We start from the raw sequence: 16,738 nt of genomic DNA on the forward strand, positions 1-16,738 counted from the left end.
GAGCGCGTCTCGTGGCTTATCTACGCCCGAAGGCGTGAACTGCGTTCGCCCTGGCGACGGTTGAGCTGCTTCAAGCAGGCCCTTCTGACGCTGGCACACCTGCGCAAGAACGAGACCTTCGCCCGGGTCGGAGCCGGGTTCGGCGTGTCCGAAGCGACCGCCTGGCGGTACGTGGACGAGACCCTCGAGGTCCTGGCCGCCTGGGCGCCCGGCCTGCAGGAGGCCCTTGTCGGCCTGGGCGAAGGCGACTTCGTCATCGTCGACGGCACGCTCATCCCCATCGACCGTATCGCCGCGGATCAGCCGTACTACTCCCAGAAGCATCGCAAGCACGGCATGAACGTCCAGGTCGTCGCGCGCCCGGACGGCACCCCGCTGTGGTTCTCCCGCGCATCCCCGGGCCGCACCCACGACCTGACCGCGGCCCGCGCCCACGGAATCGTCCAGGCCTGCCTGACCCGGCAGATCCTCGTGCTCGCCGACCGCGCCTACCAGGGCGCCGGCGCCACTTTCCGCACCCCGTACTACCACCACAGCGAGCAGCCCGAGCCCTACCAGCAGTTCAACCGAGACCACGCCCGACTCCGAGCACCCGGCGAACGCGCCTTCGCCCAGCTCAAGACATGGCAGATCCTGCGCCGGGCCAGATGCTCCACACGCCGCATCGGCACGATCGCCCAAGCCGTCCACACCCTGCTGACCTGCGACTACTCAGGATGAAAGACGTTCACTGGGATTCTGGCGCTATCACGGGTGAATCCTTCCGTGCGGAAGCTGACAGGCAAGGTCCCGCTGGCTCGCAGACGGTATCCATGGCCCGTGGCCGCCACCTGCCGATGCTTCGAGTCTTCAACGCTCCCGCGGCAGCGGTCGGCAGCGCCCTGCGGAAGCTGTACGCCTTCTCGTAGGGCGAGCTGGTCAAGGGGGATATTGATCGCCTCCGGCAGGTGCCCGCCGGGCGCGCGGACGTCGATCACGATCAGCTCGTTCAGGCGGACGCGAGCCTCGCGGGGGCGCCCAAAGGGGACGCGGTGCTGCGCTTCATGTTCCTCGGGGGAAGCGAGACGATCCCTTCGCATAGTCGTTCGGCTTGCCGTAGGTGTGGAAATCGGTCAGCCGTCGGCACCTGGCGAATCCGTCTCTGCCTGAGTGCCGGCTGCGTGATGGGCGACGGTCTCTGACAAATCACGTCGCTATAGGAGTTCTCCCGATTCTCGATCTCCTGTACGGTTGAAGAGGAATCGCAATGTCCATTCTGTAAGCAGCGTTTGGCGCCCTGCCGGTATGTTGTTTATTGCTCGCTCTGGGTCGGATTCACTTTACAGCTTGGATCACAATGGTTTTTGAGGTGAATATACTTCGCCCCTTCCATATGGTCATCAAATTACCTGTTTCCGTGAGGTGATGTTCGTGACATCCTTCAAAAGTTCCCGGAAGGATAGGGTAGATTGCGTTTGGATTGTGGAATACGTGAAGCCCTTCGGGGAAGGCCTCGCGATCCTTCGCTTCGCATTCTACTACCTCATACGTAAATGGGGCCGGAGTGATGGCATCCGGGCTGGAATCGTACATGAGCCCGCCTCGGAGTAGGCGCACGCCAGAAGGGCTGTATCCGCGTTCTGTCCCAATTCGGTTAAACTTCGAGACCGTTCCGTCGTTCGTGAAGATGACCGCCGCGAGATACTCGGATCCAGGTTGATTGAAAAGTCCGCTAGGTATGGGTTTCTTGTTCTCCATCGCGTGTTCGATTATCTTTTCGTTCCTGATGATGAGTCGCCCGCTGGCGTCATGGTGCCCAGTCTGCCGCTGCCCGTAAAGGTAGTTGCCGATTGCGGCACTGCTGAAAATGAGGGCGCTTGGATGATGGAAAGCCTCAAGGGCGATCGCGAAGGGAATGTTAGCCGTATGAGGCTTCTCCCAGTAGGCGTTCCCTTCCGCGTCTCGTTTTATCATTTTTCGACGCAGGGCCTTGCCGACCTGAAATACAAATTCCTCTTCCGCAGTGTCGACGTCATCAGGGATAAGTCGACGCACCGCGGCTGCGATGTCTTGCTCGGTCTGGGCTGAGGTAGATTCGCTTTGGGGTGGGTTTGTTGTCGTAGCTTCAATGGCCACAGCGTTTTCACCCCCAGTGACGAAGTCTGGGGCAACGCTGGATCTGTCGATCCTGTGACCTTGTTCCAGCAGTGCCGCGTACAAGGCCAACTCGAAAACGCGAGGGGAGAAGCCTGTTGTCTGGAATTCTTTGCGGAAGTTTCCGTCGGCGTCTGGAAACGTTTCAAATATTTCATCCATGAGACGGCGTGCGGCAGTGAATCCTATAGTTTCACGCAAGCTTCGGAAATCTCTATTAATCTTCTTCGGGTCCAAGCGTGGTTCGATTTCGAAGAGACTTCGTGGCATTATCATCCTTTTGTATTGCTCTTTGTGTTCGAGGATATTTTGTCGTGGGGTGCATTATTGTGGGCGGTTGAGTGTAGGCCAGGATTTCACCCTGGCGAGTCTCTGGTCATGTATTTTTCGAAGATCTTGGTGTCTGTTTCGCACTTTCATGCCACGGCTCGCCACCCCCATGGTCGAGGGCCTCGCCGCCCGCGGACGCAGTCGAGCCGGTGGTGGGCTTGCTGCGCTGCACTCGGGTCGTGGCTGGCTGTCTGCAGCGCGAAGGTGACGAGGCGGAGCTCACGGATGGCGCGGAGGGTGGGGTAGCCGGTCCAGGTGGTGACGTCGTGGCCGTAGTGGTCGCAGTAGGCCTGGTACTCGTCGCGGCTGAGCTTGCCGAAGGTTTCGTAGGCGACGGCAGTCGAGGTGAGGTCCCATTCGGGCGGGCCGAGGGAGGTGCGCTCGAAATCCAGGAGGAGGGCCTGGCGGTCGGGGGAGTGGGTGACGATGCAGTTGCCCTTCCAGGCGTCGCCGTGGATGACGGCTTCGGGACGGCCGTCGCTGGGGAGGTTCTGCCACTCGCCGCGGAGGTGTTCGAGGCGGTCGAGGAGCCAGGTGCGGTCCTCCTCGGAGACGACGGTCGCCGCGCGGAGCCGTTCTTCGAGGCGGACGAACGGGTCCAGGCGGCCGATCTCGAAGTCAGGTGTGGGGAGGTCGTGCATCCGGCGGAGGAGTGTGGCGAGGTCGGCCTCGGTGCCCGGGTGGTGGGGCGGGAGGAGTTCCCAGAAGGTGGCAGCCCGGTCGTCGACGACGACAGGCTGCGGCATGGGCAGAGGGCGGACGGCGGGGACACCGTGGTCGCCGAGCCATCGGGCCACGGCGACTTCGCGGTGGGCAGCTGCTGTCTGGCCGGGGCGGCTTATGCGTACGACGGTGTCGTCGGTGAGCCGCCAGAGGTCATTCTCGGCCAGGCGTATCGGCTGGGCGCCGGCGGCGGGGAGGCCAGTGGCGGCGGTGATCTTCTGCAGGATGGCGAACGCCTCGGTAGCGCGGTGGTCGTTGGTCACGCGGCGACCACCAGGGCGACGCGTTCCTGAAGGGCGGCGACGTCGGAGTCGCGGGAGTAGGGCCGTGCCGCGCGGGAGAGGGCCTCGAGGTCGTCGATGGCGCGGCGCGAGCGGAGGCGGCCGACGCCGTCAAGGGCGCGGTGGGCCATGTCGACGGCGTGGGCCGGGTCGCCGGTGGCCATGATCAGCGTGGCGAGTTTCGTGCTGGAGATGGCGCGGGAGCGGCGGTAGGCGTCGGTGTGCTGGTCGACGGCGGACTGCAGTCGCTGCCGGGCAAGGGCGGATGACTGGCCGGGCAGCAGGGCGATGTCGAAGGCAGCGTGGCCGGTATCGCCGTGATGCTGGGCGTTGTCGTAGTACGCCATCCACGGGACGTCCTCGCCGGGGCGGGCGTGGCTGAAGATGGCGTCGGACTGGCCGATGGCGCGGAGGGTCTCCCTGGCGTTGCCCATTTTGGCGAGGGCCCGGGCGCGGGCGTTGTGGAGCATGGCCTGTTCGCGGTGGGTGAGGCGGTCGGCGCGGACGAGACCGTTCTCGGCGTGGGTGAGGCCGTCGTCGGGGCGGCCGCACCAGATGGCCTGGCGGGCGAGCCAGTTCAGGGCCGTGGCGCGCAGGTGCCAGTTGCCGGCGTGTTCGGCGCACTGTTGGCCGAAGTGGAGGAGCCGGACGGCGTCCTGATGCTCGTAGGCGTCGAAGGCGCTGGCGCCCATGACGACGGCCAGGCGGCCGACGGCGGTGAACAGGTCGTGCTCAAGGGCGGTGGGGCAGTCGGCCTGCAGGAGTCCGCGTGCCCAGGCGAGCTGGCCGAGGAGGGAGCTTCGGACGAGGCCTCCGCCGCCGTAGACGTTGTCCCAGCCGGAGAGGGTGGTGGCGGCGGTCAGGACCTGCTCGATGTCTTCGGGCCGCACCTGCGCCGGGGCGGGGGCGTGGTTCGGCTGCGGCAGGAGGTCCAGGAGCGAGGTCGGCCGCAGCGCGGCGACACCGCCCGCGGCGAGGAGGGCGCGTCGGTCCACGGGGAAGTCGTTCCGTTCGGGGCGGGCGTCGTCGACATGGCGGGAGGCCGGTTGTGCGGTATCCGGGGTGGGCTGCCGCTTGTCCGCATCGACTTCGACGAGCCGCCACAGGCGGATCAGCGCGCCGCCGGCTTGCAGTGCCTCGTCGAGCCGGGCCGCCAGGGCGGTGTCGCAGGGGCGCTCGTTCTTCTCGATGCGCTCGATGGTGGTGCCGCTGACGTGCACCTTGTCCCCAAGTAAACGCGTCGACAGACCGCGGACCTGCCGCCAGTTGCGCAGTTCCTTACCCCACCAGTCCCGCACCGACCGTGTCTCGTCGAGCGGCTTCGGTTTCTGCGGCATGCTGCTCCCTCTCACCTGTGATGCGGACAGTTGCGGACTGCCGCCGCTGTCCGCATCACTGCTCCCGGACGATCAACTTGCATCTCGTGAAACGGGCGAAAGCTGTCTGGCTGGTGTTCACCGACGTCAGGTTCGGTCGGCGTGACCGGGGTCGAGCCGGCCCGCGTCGAGGGCCGTGATGAAGGAGCCCCACGCTGTTCCCGTGAAGTGGAGCGACGAGGCGTTCGGAGCCTTGGAGTCCCGCACGAGCAGGGCGTCCGGCAGGACAGCGCACTCGACGCACTCGTTGTTGGGCGATCCGCTGTAGGAGCTCTTGATCCAGTTCAGGGGTTGCTGGGGCACGGGATGTTCCTCGCTACTTTCAGTTGTTCAGGTAGGACTGTCGTGCCTCGGCAAGCAGTTCTGCCGAGGCGTCGGGGGCCAGGGCCTGCCGACACAGGTGGGCGAAGCCCTGGGAGTACTCCGCGAGCACCGGCGCCTCCTCGAGGAAGAGGGAGCCCACCGGGTGCTCGAGAAAGACCACGTCGAGAGCGGGGTCCGGGCCTCCGAAGCCGCCGAAGACGATGAAGCTGCTCAGGCCGACGCTGTGGGCGCCGGAGGAGAACGGCAGCACCTGCACCGTCACGTGCGGCTGCTCGGCCCGTTTCAGCAGGTGCTGGAGCTGGGTCGCCATGATGGCCGGACTCCCGACGGGGCGGCGAATCACGGACTCGTCGAGGATGACGTGGTAGCTGGGCGGGGCGGGCCGGTCGAGGATCTGCTGGCGCTGCATGCGCGTCGACAGGTATGTGTCGAGCTCGGCTGGCGGCAGCACCGCCTCGGGCGTGACCTTGATGGCCTGCGCGTAGTCGCGCGTCTGGAGGAGGCCGGGGACCACGCCGATGGTGTGCTGCCTGATGCTGGACGCCTCGTTCTCCAGGGCGAGCAGCATTCGCAGATGACCCGGCAGCTTGCCGGCGAGCGGGAGCCACCAGGCCTCGGTGGCCTTGCTGTTCTTGGCCAGCTCGATGAGTTCCCGGCGCTCTGCGTCGCCGACGCCGTACGCGCGGCAGAGCTGGTCCACCTGGTTCCAGCGGACGTTGCCCTTGGCGCGCTCGTAGCGGCTGATGGTCGCCTTGGACATCCCGGCCCGTTCGCCCGCCTCCTCGGCCGACAGGCCCGCGGCCTCGCGCAACGCCAGGAGGCGGAGGCCGAGTTGGCGACGGCGGGTGGTGGGACCGCCTTCGCAGGAGAGGCTGGCCGTGCTGGTCTCTGCGATCGTCCCGTTCGTCATCTCGCCCCTCCCTCGGGCCTGTGCCGCGGCGGTCCGCCGGGATCCGCCCTGGCAGTCAGGAAGTTACAGGGTCGGTCGGCCCACGCGTCTCTCCCGGCATATGCCTGAATCGCCCATGCGGACACTTTCGTCGTGAGCGTTACACGGCGGGAGATCCAGTGGCAATACTCCACGACCACGGAGGCCGGATCGGACGTGTTCCGGTGATGCGCCTTCCTGCTCAGCCCGGACCAAGACCAGAACTGGGGGCTCCCGTGACGATTACTGATCAGCACGCCTACCCGGACCGAAGTGAGCCTCGTCGTCCCGGGGATGGTCCCAGCGGGTTCCTGCACATGGCTCCGGACTCGCCGTTCGGACCGAGTCTCGCACTGCAAGCCCGCGCGCGGGCCGGCTGGGAAAAGTTCCTCCAGGCAACGGTGGACGATGCCCGGACAGAGCCCGGTTCCGCGAGCTCGGTAGCCGTCGAAGGCGCGGAGAGTACGCGGGAGGATCACCCGCTCCTGCACCGGATGGTCCGGGATGTGGCCAGCCGGGCCGAGGGCGAGCTGGTCTCCGTCGTTCAGGAGAGGCACGGCGACCGGGTCGTCAGGATTGCCCGCATCCGCGCAGTGAGCGGCGCCACCTGGTCCACGGCGGCCGACAACATCTCTCCTGCTTGATAGGGGCCCGGACCAACCCCCGGCTCGCGGAACTGTCCGTGAAACCTGACCCGCACGTACTCCGACGTGCGCCCAAGACTTCTCCCCGCCCGGGGAGAGCCGCCCCTTTGAGGGGTGGAGATCGTGCTCGGCCATGAGCTGGGCACGGCAACCAACCATCAGGAGGTAACCAGCAATGCTGAACACCCTCGTCAGCCCGCAGTCGGACGTCATGCCGGCGGACCCGTTCGCGACGGACATCGAGGTCTCGACCGAGACCGGTGCCGACCTGCTGCCGCAGGCCTGCGGCACCGGCGACGGCTGCGGCAGCACCTGCTCCTCGTCCTGCACCAGCGCCGTCTGAGGAGGAACGGCCACATGACGAACGCTCTCGCCGCCGAATCCATGACGGGCACCGACCCGTTCGCGGCCACCGTCGAGGTCTTCACCGAGACCGGCGCAGGACTGCTGCCGCAGCCCTGCGGCAGCGACGGAGGGTGCGGCTCGACCAGCAGCTCGTCCTGCACCAGCAACAGCTGACAGCCCGTTCCCTCAAGGGCCGGGGAGGCCTCACACCTCCCCGGCCCGGCCGCCCTTTGGAGGTACACGATGAGCATCTACCGGAACGCCGGCACTGCCCTCCTGCGAGCCGCGACGAAGCCGCTGACCGAAGTCCCCGAGTGGTGGCCGGATTTGGGTGACACGGACTCGTGTTCTGCTTGGCTGCGCATGGTGTGGAGCGATGGACCGTTCGCGGCCGGTGTCCGGCAGGCGAGCCCGGATCTCGCCCTGACGCTGGACGCCGTGTGCGCGCGGGACCAGGTGCGTTCGCGGGCGGTGAGGCGGGCAGCGGCCTCGGCCGTCCGCTACCTCCTGCGGGCCGTGGGACGGCCTACCCCCTTCGGCTTGTTCGCCGGCGTGGCCCCGGTCGCTGTCGGCCATGCCGTGAAGGTGCGCTGGGGCGGCGACCACCAGGCCGTGATGCGAGCGGACGCCGACCTCGTCCACGGCATCGTGCGACGGCTGGAAGACATGCCCGCTGTCCGGGAGCGGCTGACGGTCGCCGTGAACAACCTGGCCACTCGCCGCGGCGATCACCTGCACGTCCAGTGGGGCGGCCCCATGGGTGCCACTGTGAGGCGTACTCCTGCCACCGACCTGGTGGAGCGACTCGCGGCCCGGCCGATCGTCTTCGCCGAGCTGCGCGACGCGTTGACCGAGGCGTTCCCCGAATCCGATCCGGTGCGCGCCGAGCGCCTGCTGACATCCCTCCTGGAGAAGCGGTTTCTGGCCAGCTCCCTACGGGCGCCCATGACCCAACCCGACCCGCTCACCCACGTGATCCGTGAACTGCGCGCAGTCGGCGCAGCCGAGGTGCCAGAGGCTGCCGACCTACTGGCGTTCCTGGAGGCGGCCCAGCAGGGCATCAGCAGCCACAACCAGGCACTCCCTGCCGCGCAGCCGGCGCTCAGGGAGGAGGCGGAGACGGCGCTGCGCGCCCCCGCCCCCGACGCTCGGTGGACCACCGCCGTCGACCTCATGCTCGACGCCGAGGCGGAGATTCCCGGCCGGGTAGTGCGGGACATGGAGCGGGCCGCCGACGTTCTGCTCCGGCTGAGCCGCCATCCGGACGGCCAGGGGGTGTGGAACGACTTCCAGGTCGCCTTCTGGGAGCGGTACGGCACGGGGACGCTGGTACCTCTCAAGGATGTCGTGGACCCCGTCGCGGGGCTGGGCTACCCGCACAGCTACCCGGGATCCCGAAGGCCCGCTCCCCGCACGTTCGTGTCCGAACGGGACCAACGGCTGTTGCACCTCGCGTGGGAGGCTGCGGCGAACGGCCAGGAGGAGATCGTGCTCACCGACGACACGGTTGACCACCTGGCGGGCGGTACGGCGAAGACGGTGGCTCCCGCGCACGTGGAGATGTGCGCCCGTATCCACGCAGCCGACGTGGACGCCGTGGAACGAGGGGACTATGACCTCGTCGTCACTCCCGCGCGCAGCGCCGGAACCCTCACCTCCCGGTTCACTCCGGCCGCCACCGGAAGCGGGCTGGAGGAGGCCTACCGGACGATGCCGGCCGAGGTCGACGGGGCCGTCCGCGCGCAGATGTCCTTCCCCGGCCTGTACCCGCACACGGAGAGCGTGGCCCGCATCCCCGCCTACCTCGACCACGTCCTGCCGATGGGCGAGCTCCGTACCCCGGACGACCCCGCGCAGATCATCGACGTGGACGACCTGGCCGTCACGGCAACCTCGTCCCGCCTCCACCTGGTCAGCATCTCCCGCCGCCAGGTCGTCGACCCGCAGGTGTTCCACGCCATGGCGCTGAAGAAGCAACCACCGCTGCTCGCACGGTTCATCGCCCACCTCGTGCGCGCCTTTGGCCCACGCTGGAGCGGCTTCGACTGGGGACCGGCCGCGGCGGCCCTGCCGTTCTTGCCCCGCGTCCGTTATGGCCGCACCGTGCTGTCCCCGGCCCGCTGGCTCCTCACCCGCGACAACCTGCCCACCGGGAAGGACTGGAGCGTCGCCCTCGTCGGCTGGCGGGCCACCTGGTCCTGCCACGGGCCGGTGGACCTGCGGGACGACGACCGCACCCTGCGCCTGGACCTGGACGTGCCCGCGCACGCGGAGCTGCTCCGCCAGCACGTGGAACGACGCGGCGAAGCCATCCTCACGGAAGCGCCGCCGTCGGACGCCTTCGGGTGGATCGGCGGACACGCTCACGAAATCGCCGTCCCCCTGGCCAGCACGCTGCCGCCCCGCCCCAACCCGCTGACCGGGCCGCTGCCGATCCTCACCAACCGAGAGTCGGCGCCCCTCGTCGGCACCTCGCACGGAAGGTGGGTGTGCGCCTACCTGTACACGCACCCCGACCAGCACGAGGAGGTGATCCGGCTCCTACCCCGCCTCACCGGATCTCTCGATGATCCGCCGTGGTGGTTCATCCGCTACCTGAACCCCACTGACACCGACCACATCCGGCTGCGCGTCCGGGCGGCCGGCCCCGAGCAGCGCGGCACGCTCGCGCAGACGGTCTGGCAGTGGGCGGCGCAGCTCCGCGACCGGGGTCTGATCGCCGACGCGGTGCTGACCTCCTACCGGCCGGAGATCGGACGCTACGGCAGCGGAAAGGCGATGGAAGCCGCGGAGGGGGTATTCGCCGCCGACTCCCGGTTCGTCGCCGCCCTCGTCACTGCAGGCGGGGGCGGCCAGGCCGCGACCGCCGTCAGCATGGTCGACCTAGCGGTCGGCTTCCTCGGCGGCGAGCAGGGGCTGCGGCACCTGGTCGCCCGCCGGGCACCGTCCCGGCCTGTGGACCGCGCCGTAACCGCTTTGGTGCAGCGGGAAGTCCAGGCCGGAGCCCCGGCGGCGCGGGGCTGGAGCGCGGTGGTGACGGCAGCATGGGAACGACGTGCCGAGGCGCTCGCCGACTACCGGAAGACCCTGCCCGAGGAGTTGGAGCCGGCTGCCGTCCTCGACTCCCTGCTGCACATGCACCACAACCGGATGCGCGGGGTGAACCGGGACGACGAAGCGGTCTGCCGCCAACTCGCCCGCCAGGCCGCCGTCACCGCGCTCGCCCGCGAGGAGACCAACGCATGATGCCGGACCCGCGATGGGGGCAGTCCCTCTACCGAGGCGCCGCCGGAATCGCCCTCGCCCACCTCCACACCGCCCCGCAGAAGCTGACGGAGTCCGCCGCCGCGATGCTCCGCGGCCCGCTCGGCGCGGGCGGCCTGTACGAGGGAGCACCGTCCGTCGCCTACACCCTCCTCCATGCCGACACCCCCTCCGCGCAGCGGGCGCTGACGCAGATTGCCCCGCACGTCCGGGACATGACCCACACCCGCCTGGAACTCGCCCACCGCCGCATCGACGCCGGAACGCCCCCGGCGAAGGACGAGTTCGACGTGATCACCGGCCTCACCGGCCTGGGCGTCTACCACCTGGCGGCGGGCAACCAGGACGAGGCCATGGCCATCGCCGCGTATCTGGTGCGGCTCACCGAACCCCTCATCCACCGCGGAATCACCGTCCCCGGCTGGTGGTCCACCACCCCCGCCATGAACAAGGCCACGCCCGAAGACGCCGACGGCAACGGGATCTTCGGCATGGCACACGGAATCGCCGGGCCGCTCGCCTACCTCTCCCTGTGCGCCCTGCGCGGCATCATCATCCACGGCCACGACACCGCGATCGCCCGGATCTGCGCCCACCTGACCGAATGGCGGCTCGGCACCGGCCAGGACGCCCACTGGCCGTACTGGGTGACCCTCGCCGAATACGCCCGCGGCGTCCCTCGCACCACCGGACCGGCCCGACCGTCCTGGTGCTACGGCACCCCCGGCATCGCCCGCGCCCTCCACCTCGCCGGACGCGCCATGAACGACGCCCCCCTACAGCACCAGGCGGAACAGGCACTCATCGGCTGCACACGCCACGCCCACCTGTTCACCGACCAGTCCCTCTGCCATGGCTGGGCCGGACTCGTACAGACGGTGCGCCGGACCGCCGCGGACAGCACCGGCTCCGGCCTCCAGGACGTGCTCCTCCAGCTTGAAGACAAGCTCGCCACCCCGAGCGGAGACACGGATCCGAGCCTGATGGAAGGCGCGGCCGGCCTCGACCTGGTACGCGCCAACCCGCCCACCGACTGGGACCTCTGCCTCCTCCTGCCCAGCTGACCCCACAACCCCGCCACCGCCGAAGGGATCCCCTCGTGACCGATAACGACCTGCGCAACCGGCTCGTCGACCACCTGCACAGCACCACCGCGTTCCCCGACTCCCGGGTCGAAGAGGCAATGCGTACCGTGCCCCGGCACCTGTTCGTGCCCGGAGCCACGCTCGAAGAGGCGTACGCCAACCGCGCCGTCAACATCAAGGAGAACCCGGACCCCGACGCCCTCCCGCTCTCCTGCGCCTCGCAGCCCGACATCGTCTACGCCATGCTCGCCCAGCTCGACATCCAGCCCGGCCAGCGCATCCTCGAAGCAGGCGCGGGCACCGGCTACAACGCCGCACTCATGCAGCACCTCACCGGGCCGGCCGGAGAAGTCACCGCCCTCGACGTCCACAGCGACGTCGTCGCCCACGCCCAGCAGCGCCTCGCCGCCGCCGGCTACGGCAACGTGCGGGTCCTGCAGCGCGACGGCGCGGCCGGTGCGCCCGAGCACGGCCCGTACGACCGCATCGTCGCCACCGTCGGCGTCTGGGACTTCCCAGCGGCCTGGTGGGACCAGCTCACGCCGGACGGCCGGATCGTACTGCCGCTGCGGTGGCGCGGACTGACCCGCAGCGTCGCTCTCGTCCGCGGCGGCGACGGCGCCCTGAAGTCGGAGTCACTCGCCGTGTGCGGCTTCCTGCCGATGGTCGGGCAGAGCGGCGAACTCGACGGCTTCGTGGACGACGAGCGCACCTTCCGCCTGTACTGGGACGCGGACCAGCCGGTGCGCCCGGAAACCCTCCGCAAGACGATTGGTGACCCGGCCGAGCATCTGATCTGGACCGGAGTCGACGTCGCCGGTGACGAGGACCTTTCCCCGATCTGGCTGCGGCTGAGCGCCGTCGACGCGGCGACCTGCCGCCTCACGGTGAAGCCGGAATTCCTGGCCAGTGGCCGGGTGCGGCGGCCGACGGTGCCCGCGCTGAGCCCGGCCTTGGTCGAAGGGGACTCCATCGCCTACGTCACCCTGGACCGCGTCGAGGGTAGCGAGCCGACCAGGTTCATGCTCGGCGCTGCCGGCTACGGCCCGGCCGGAGGGGACCTCTCGGCCCGCCTCACCGAACAGATCCGCGCCTGGGGCAGTGCCCGCACCGCCGACCCGGTCATCCGGATCTACCCGGCCGGAACTCCGGACGACGACCTGCCGCCCGGGCACGTCATCGACAAGCCGTCCGCCCGGCTGGTCATCGCCTACGCCTGAAGTGACGACTTCCTTGAGCGCCGTCGCTCAACAGCATGCTGGGGGCAGATGAGCAGCACCGGCCGGGCAGGCAATTCGCCTGCCCGGCCCGCTGAACCGCATGGCCCGAAAAATTCTCGTAAGAGATGTATTCCCCTCTTTGCGTATTCGCGCTGTCGTCGTCATGGACCCATCGCGATCAACGGGAGATGAACCATGACGGCGCTTCTCTTCACGGCGGCCCTTCTGCTGGGTGCCGCGCCGGCAATCACGTCCTACGCCCTGTCCGAAATCCGCTCGTGCACCGAGCCAGGTCGCGGCCGCCACCGCCGGGTGGTCCGGGGCCGCCACGCCGCTCGGGGAGGTCGTCGATGACCGTGCCCCGTAGCCGTGAAGCGGTCGCGAACGTCCTGTGGTGCTGGACGGCCGAGACCCCCTGTGCACCTGCTCAGGCACGCAGAAGCCTGCGCTGCGCCCTCGACCAACTCGGCTACCCGCAACCACTGATCGACGACGCGGTGCTCGCGGCCGGCGAGCTCATCGCGAACGCAGTGGAGCACGGCGTCGGTCCGTACGAGCTGAGGCTGCGAAGAGAGAGCGGTGGCGAGCTGCTCTGCGAGGTGGAGGATCACGACCCACGCCTTCCGGTGATTCCGCGGTCTCGCCAGCCCCTCCCGTCGGGCGGGCGGGATCTCCAAGATCTGGACGCCCTCTGCGCGGAGCTTGCGGAACGAGGGCGCGGGCTGCAGATCGTGGACCGGCTCAGCGAGGGCCGATGGGGGTTCCGGCGGGAGTTCGGGACCGCCAAGGTCGCGTGGATGGTCCTCCCTCATTAACCCCGGCCCAGGCGTCAACCCCGTGCAGGTCGCCGAGCGCCCGGGTGTTCCTCCGAAAGGGGGAACAGCGAAGGCTCTCCGCTGCCCTCGCCAGCGCCCAACGGAGGTTAGCCGCAGGATAGTTGTCCGGGTCAACGCCCTCCGGCGCACGCGGGATGCGAAGTCCTCGTGGCAAAACGGGGCCTTCCGGTCGCTATATGTGGCGTTACGGGGAATGGAGGGCAAAAGTGATCAAGCCCGGCATGTTTCACGCTGCCACGCTCGGCGTCGCGGCGTTGCTGTTCACCGGTGTGGCGTGTACGCCACGCGAAGGTGGGCCGGCAGCCACGGGGGCAGGAGGAGCACCGCCACCTTCGCGGTCGCAGAGCACCGCGGCGGCCGACGGTTCGACGGAGGCCGTCGCCGCCTACAAGGCCATGTGGGAGGAGGCGGTCGAGGCATCCCACACGGCGAACGCCAAGCACCCTGGCCTGGACGACCACGCCACGGACGGCGCCTACCAGCTGCTCCTGCACATGATGCGGGGGTACCAGAAGGACGGGGTGGTCGCGCGCGGGCGGCCCACCTTCGCGCCCGAGGTGAAGAGCACCTCCGCCGACAAGGTGGTGATCAGCGACTGTTCGGACTCGACCAACTGGCTCATGTACAGGAAGAGCGACGGGCAGCTCGAGGACGACGTCCCTGGTGGCCACCATCTGATCGACGCGACGGTCCGCAAGCACGGTGACCGTTGGCTCGTGGAGTCCCTGTACATCCACGAGGTGGGCACGTGCATCGCGTGAGGCGAGGCGAGCACCCTCGCTCGACTCTTCTGGCCGCTGCCGTCGCCGTCAGTGTCGCGGCCGTCGGCGCGAACATGTTGGCGGCGCCCGGGGCCGTCGCCGACTCAGGGTTCGGGGGAAGTGCCGGTGTGCGCTGTGGGAGCGGCGGATGCGACCTCCGGGCATCCCGGGGGCCGGGAAGACAGGGACCGAGCCGGAGTGGTGGGCATGGCACGCCGACACGCAGTGGTGGAGCGGTTCACGCGCCTGTCACCAAGTCGGGAGGTGCCGCTCGGCCCTTCGTGGTGCGGTTCAAGTCCACCGGAAGGTTCGGGAAGACGTACGTGCCGATCCTGCCGGAGCGCAATGGGAAGAAGCGGCCGGACGCCGAACCCGAGGTCCCTCAGGTGTCTCCTGCCGAGTTGGCGCAGCAGGCGGTCGCGCGGCTGAAGCTTCCCGTACCGGTCATCCGCATGAACCCGGACGAGGACTTCGCCCAGGTGGTGCACGTGCCGACCTGGATGTGGATGCCGGAGGCGAGCTGGGGGCCCGTCACGGAGACGGTCTCGGTGCCCGGGGTGTCGGTCACCGCCACCGCACGGCCCCGTCGAGCCGTGTGGTCGATGGGCGATGGAACCACTGTCACCTGCGACGGGCCGGGAACGCCTTACTCGTCGCGCTTCCGCGCGGACGCCGAGTCCCCGGACTGCGGCCATGTCTATCGCCGGGCCTCGTTGGCCGAGCCGGGTGGCAAGTACCGCGTCACGGTCACGGTCCTGTGGGACGTGGAGTGGTCCGGCGGCGGGCAGAGCGGGACGGGACACGGCTTGTCGTCGACGACCGAACGACACGTGTTGGTGGACGAGGTGCAGGCCGTCGTGGCGCGATGACGCCCGTCTGGATCCTCCTCGATTGCGCGGATCGGTGTGCGTTTCGCGCTTGAACAACTTCTTCTTTAGCGGGGTGAGTTGTGAGTTCTTCCATGCGTTCACCGGCCGAGAGCCGGACGGAGGCCGGGGCCATGGCCGTGCCCGGTGCGCGAGGCCGTCGCGTCGGAGCCGACGCCCGGCCACCCACGTCAGGGGTCCGAGGCCGTCGACGGCCGGGTTGGGTGTGGGCCGGGGTGGGGACGGTGCTGGTCTCGGCGGTTGGCTTCACGGCCATCGCGACCGACCTGAGCGGCCGGACCGAAGTGCTCGTGATGGCGCGGGACGTGCCGGCCGGGCAGGAGCTGACCGCTCGCGATCTGCGGGTCGCGAAGGTGGCGGCGGAAGCGAGTGTCGTCCCCGTGGCCGACTTGGCGAGCGTGCTGGGCAGGCAGGCACGGGTTCCGCTGGTGGCCGGCTCCCTGCTTTCGGAGCGGCAGGTGGGGGAGCAGGCCGACTTCCCGCCGGTGGGGTGGTCCCAGGTACCGCTCGCGGTGGAGGCAGGAGGATCCCCTCCTGACCTGACCCGGGGCAAGCGGGTGGCGATCGTTGCCGGTCCGGGCGGCACGACCGCCCCGGCAGCCGACGGCGCTGACGCGGAGGACGCTGAGCCGGGAGGTCCGGCACCGGTGCTCGGCACGGTGACCGGTGTGCAGGCGCCGGAGTCCACGGGCGGCGTCCGGGTGATCACCGTCCTGGTGGAGACGAGCGCCGCTCGCCGAGCCGCCGCGATGGAACACCCGCGGATCGTCGTCATCTCGGCGAAGGGGCGTGAGGCCCTGTGAGGCGACTGATCGCCTTGGGCTCGCTGACGGGCGCGCCCGGCGTGACCACGGCCGCGCTGGCGCTGGCCAGCTGCTGGCCGCACGTCGCGAGTGACGGCCGCCCGGTCGTCGTCGAAGCCAACGTGTGGGGCGGTGATCTGGCCACGCGGTGCGGTGTCCCGCATAGCCCAGGCCTGCTGGACGTCGCCGCAACCGCCAGGCAGCCACACCCGGGCTCGCTGCTGGGAGCGGTGGCCGAACTGCCCTGCGGGGTGCGGGCCGTTGTCGCCCCGGCCGGGCGGCCGGCGTGTCGCGAGGCCGTCCGGGTGCTGGCCACCGAGCAAGGTCGGGCCGTCCTGGTCGGCGGAGATGAGGACTGGGGGACAGCCCTCCTGGACCTTGGACGGCTCGATGAGCACAGCGACGAGCTGCTCGCCGCGGCGGACCACATCCTCCTGGTGACGAGCGGAACCGCCGAGGCACTGACCCACGTCCGTGCCCACCTGCTCGCCTCCCGGGCCGCGTCCTCCTGGGCGACGCTCGTCGTGGTGGGGCCGTGCCCGTACTCGGGGCAGGAGATCGCGCAGGCCCTGGACGTCGAGCGCGTCTGGTTCCTGCCGTGGGATCCGAAGACCGTCGCCGCGTTCGCCGCCCGCCGCGCCGTACCCGCGCCCAGCCGCTTCCGCACTCCGCCGCTGGTGGCCGCGTCCCTGGAGCTGGCACGCCGGATCGCCGCGGTCACCCCCGGCGGCGATGAGCGGCCGACCGACCTGTCCGGCCAGCTCCGGTCGGCGCTCGCGGAGAGGAAGACGGCATGAC

At 69.3% G+C, this 16,738-nt stretch carries 17 protein-coding genes; 12 read left to right on the forward strand and 5 right to left on the reverse strand.

What is annotated here, in order from left to right; all coding sequences use genetic code 11:
- The coding region (locus ABT026_RS30520) for a transposase family protein (protein ID WP_351118437.1) at positions 1–720 on the forward strand (720 nt) is incomplete at its 5' end.
- Between the two features lie 594 nt (positions 721–1,314).
- Here the strand turns inward: ABT026_RS30520 and ABT026_RS30530 are convergent.
- From ABT026_RS30530 to ABT026_RS30550, 5 genes are all read right to left on the reverse strand, one after another.
- Entirely contained in the window at positions 1,315–2,370 is a 1,056-nt protein-coding gene (locus ABT026_RS30530; protein ID WP_351118438.1) for a hypothetical protein, read from the reverse strand.
- Positions 2,371–2,549: 179 nt separating this feature from the next.
- Positions 2,550–3,449 carry an aminoglycoside phosphotransferase family protein gene (locus ABT026_RS30535; RefSeq protein WP_351118439.1) on the reverse strand — a complete coding sequence of 300 codons (900 nt, stop codon included), beginning with the start codon at positions 3,447–3,449 and terminating at the stop codon, positions 2,550–2,552.
- Complete coding sequence (locus ABT026_RS30540; protein ID WP_351118440.1) at positions 3,446–4,804, reverse strand: helix-turn-helix domain-containing protein; 1,359 nt, start codon at positions 4,802–4,804, stop codon at positions 3,446–3,448. Before ABT026_RS30540 ends, ABT026_RS30535 begins: the two co-directional genes overlap by 4 nt.
- Positions 4,805–4,930: 126 nt before the next feature.
- Positions 4,931–5,146, reverse strand: coding sequence for a DUF397 domain-containing protein (locus ABT026_RS30545; RefSeq protein WP_351118441.1), 216 nt, complete (start codon positions 5,144–5,146; stop codon positions 4,931–4,933).
- A 19-nt stretch (positions 5,147–5,165) separates the two neighbouring features.
- Positions 5,166–6,077: a helix-turn-helix domain-containing protein gene (locus ABT026_RS30550; RefSeq protein WP_351118442.1), complete on the reverse strand. Its 912-nt coding sequence runs from the start codon at positions 6,075–6,077 to the stop codon at positions 5,166–5,168.
- A gap of 524 nt (positions 6,078–6,601) precedes the next feature.
- Between ABT026_RS30550 and ABT026_RS30555 the strand changes: the two genes are divergently transcribed.
- The 11 genes from ABT026_RS30555 (at position 6,602) to ABT026_RS30605 (ending at position 16,737) form a co-directional block, all read left to right on the forward strand.
- Positions 6,602–6,739, forward strand: a complete 138-nt coding sequence (locus ABT026_RS30555; protein ID WP_351118443.1) for a hypothetical protein — start codon at positions 6,602–6,604, stop codon at positions 6,737–6,739.
- 175 nt (positions 6,740–6,914) lie between these two features.
- The gene (fxlA, locus tag ABT026_RS30560; RefSeq protein ID WP_351118444.1) at positions 6,915–7,082 is read left to right on the forward strand and encodes an FxLD family lanthipeptide; all 168 of its coding nucleotides are present in this window, start codon (positions 6,915–6,917) and stop codon (positions 7,080–7,082) included.
- Positions 7,083–7,096: 14 nt separating this feature from the next.
- Positions 7,097–7,258, forward strand: a complete 162-nt coding sequence (locus tag ABT026_RS30565) for an FxLD family lantipeptide (RefSeq protein ID WP_351118445.1) — start codon at positions 7,097–7,099, stop codon at positions 7,256–7,258.
- Positions 7,259–7,327: 69 nt separating this feature from the next.
- The gene (locus ABT026_RS30570; protein ID WP_351118446.1) at positions 7,328–10,330 is read left to right on the forward strand and encodes a lantibiotic dehydratase; all 3,003 of its coding nucleotides are present in this window, start codon (positions 7,328–7,330) and stop codon (positions 10,328–10,330) included.
- Positions 10,330–11,412 carry a lanthionine synthetase C family protein gene (locus ABT026_RS30575; RefSeq protein WP_351118447.1) on the forward strand — a complete coding sequence of 361 codons (1,083 nt, stop codon included), beginning with the start codon at positions 10,330–10,332 and terminating at the stop codon, positions 11,410–11,412. The genes ABT026_RS30570 and ABT026_RS30575 overlap by 1 nt, the downstream gene beginning before the upstream one ends.
- Positions 11,413–11,447: 35 nt before the next feature.
- Positions 11,448–12,653, forward strand: a complete 1,206-nt coding sequence (gene fxlM, locus ABT026_RS30580) for a methyltransferase, FxLD system (protein ID WP_351118448.1) — start codon at positions 11,448–11,450, stop codon at positions 12,651–12,653.
- A gap of 350 nt (positions 12,654–13,003) precedes the next feature.
- Positions 13,004–13,468, forward strand: a complete 465-nt coding sequence (locus ABT026_RS30585) for an ATP-binding protein (RefSeq protein WP_351118449.1) — start codon at positions 13,004–13,006, stop codon at positions 13,466–13,468.
- Between the two features lie 242 nt (positions 13,469–13,710).
- Entirely contained in the window at positions 13,711–14,250 is a 540-nt protein-coding gene (locus ABT026_RS30590) for a hypothetical protein (RefSeq protein ID WP_351118450.1), read from the forward strand.
- Between the two features lie 323 nt (positions 14,251–14,573).
- The gene (locus ABT026_RS30595) at positions 14,574–15,119 is read left to right on the forward strand and encodes a hypothetical protein (RefSeq protein WP_351118451.1); all 546 of its coding nucleotides are present in this window, start codon (positions 14,574–14,576) and stop codon (positions 15,117–15,119) included.
- Positions 15,120–15,361: 242 nt separating this feature from the next.
- Entirely contained in the window at positions 15,362–15,940 is a 579-nt protein-coding gene (locus tag ABT026_RS30600; protein WP_351118452.1) for an SAF domain-containing protein, read from the forward strand.
- Positions 15,937–16,737, forward strand: coding sequence for a CpaE/TadZ family protein (locus ABT026_RS30605; RefSeq protein ID WP_351118453.1), 801 nt, complete (start codon positions 15,937–15,939; stop codon positions 16,735–16,737). The genes ABT026_RS30600 and ABT026_RS30605 overlap by 4 nt, the downstream gene beginning before the upstream one ends.
- The last annotated feature ends 1 nt before the right edge of the window (position 16,738 follow it).

Origin of the sequence: Streptomyces sp. NPDC002734, from assembly GCF_040295685.1 — a bacterium.
Classification (GTDB): domain Bacteria; phylum Actinomycetota; class Actinomycetes; order Streptomycetales; family Streptomycetaceae; genus Streptomyces.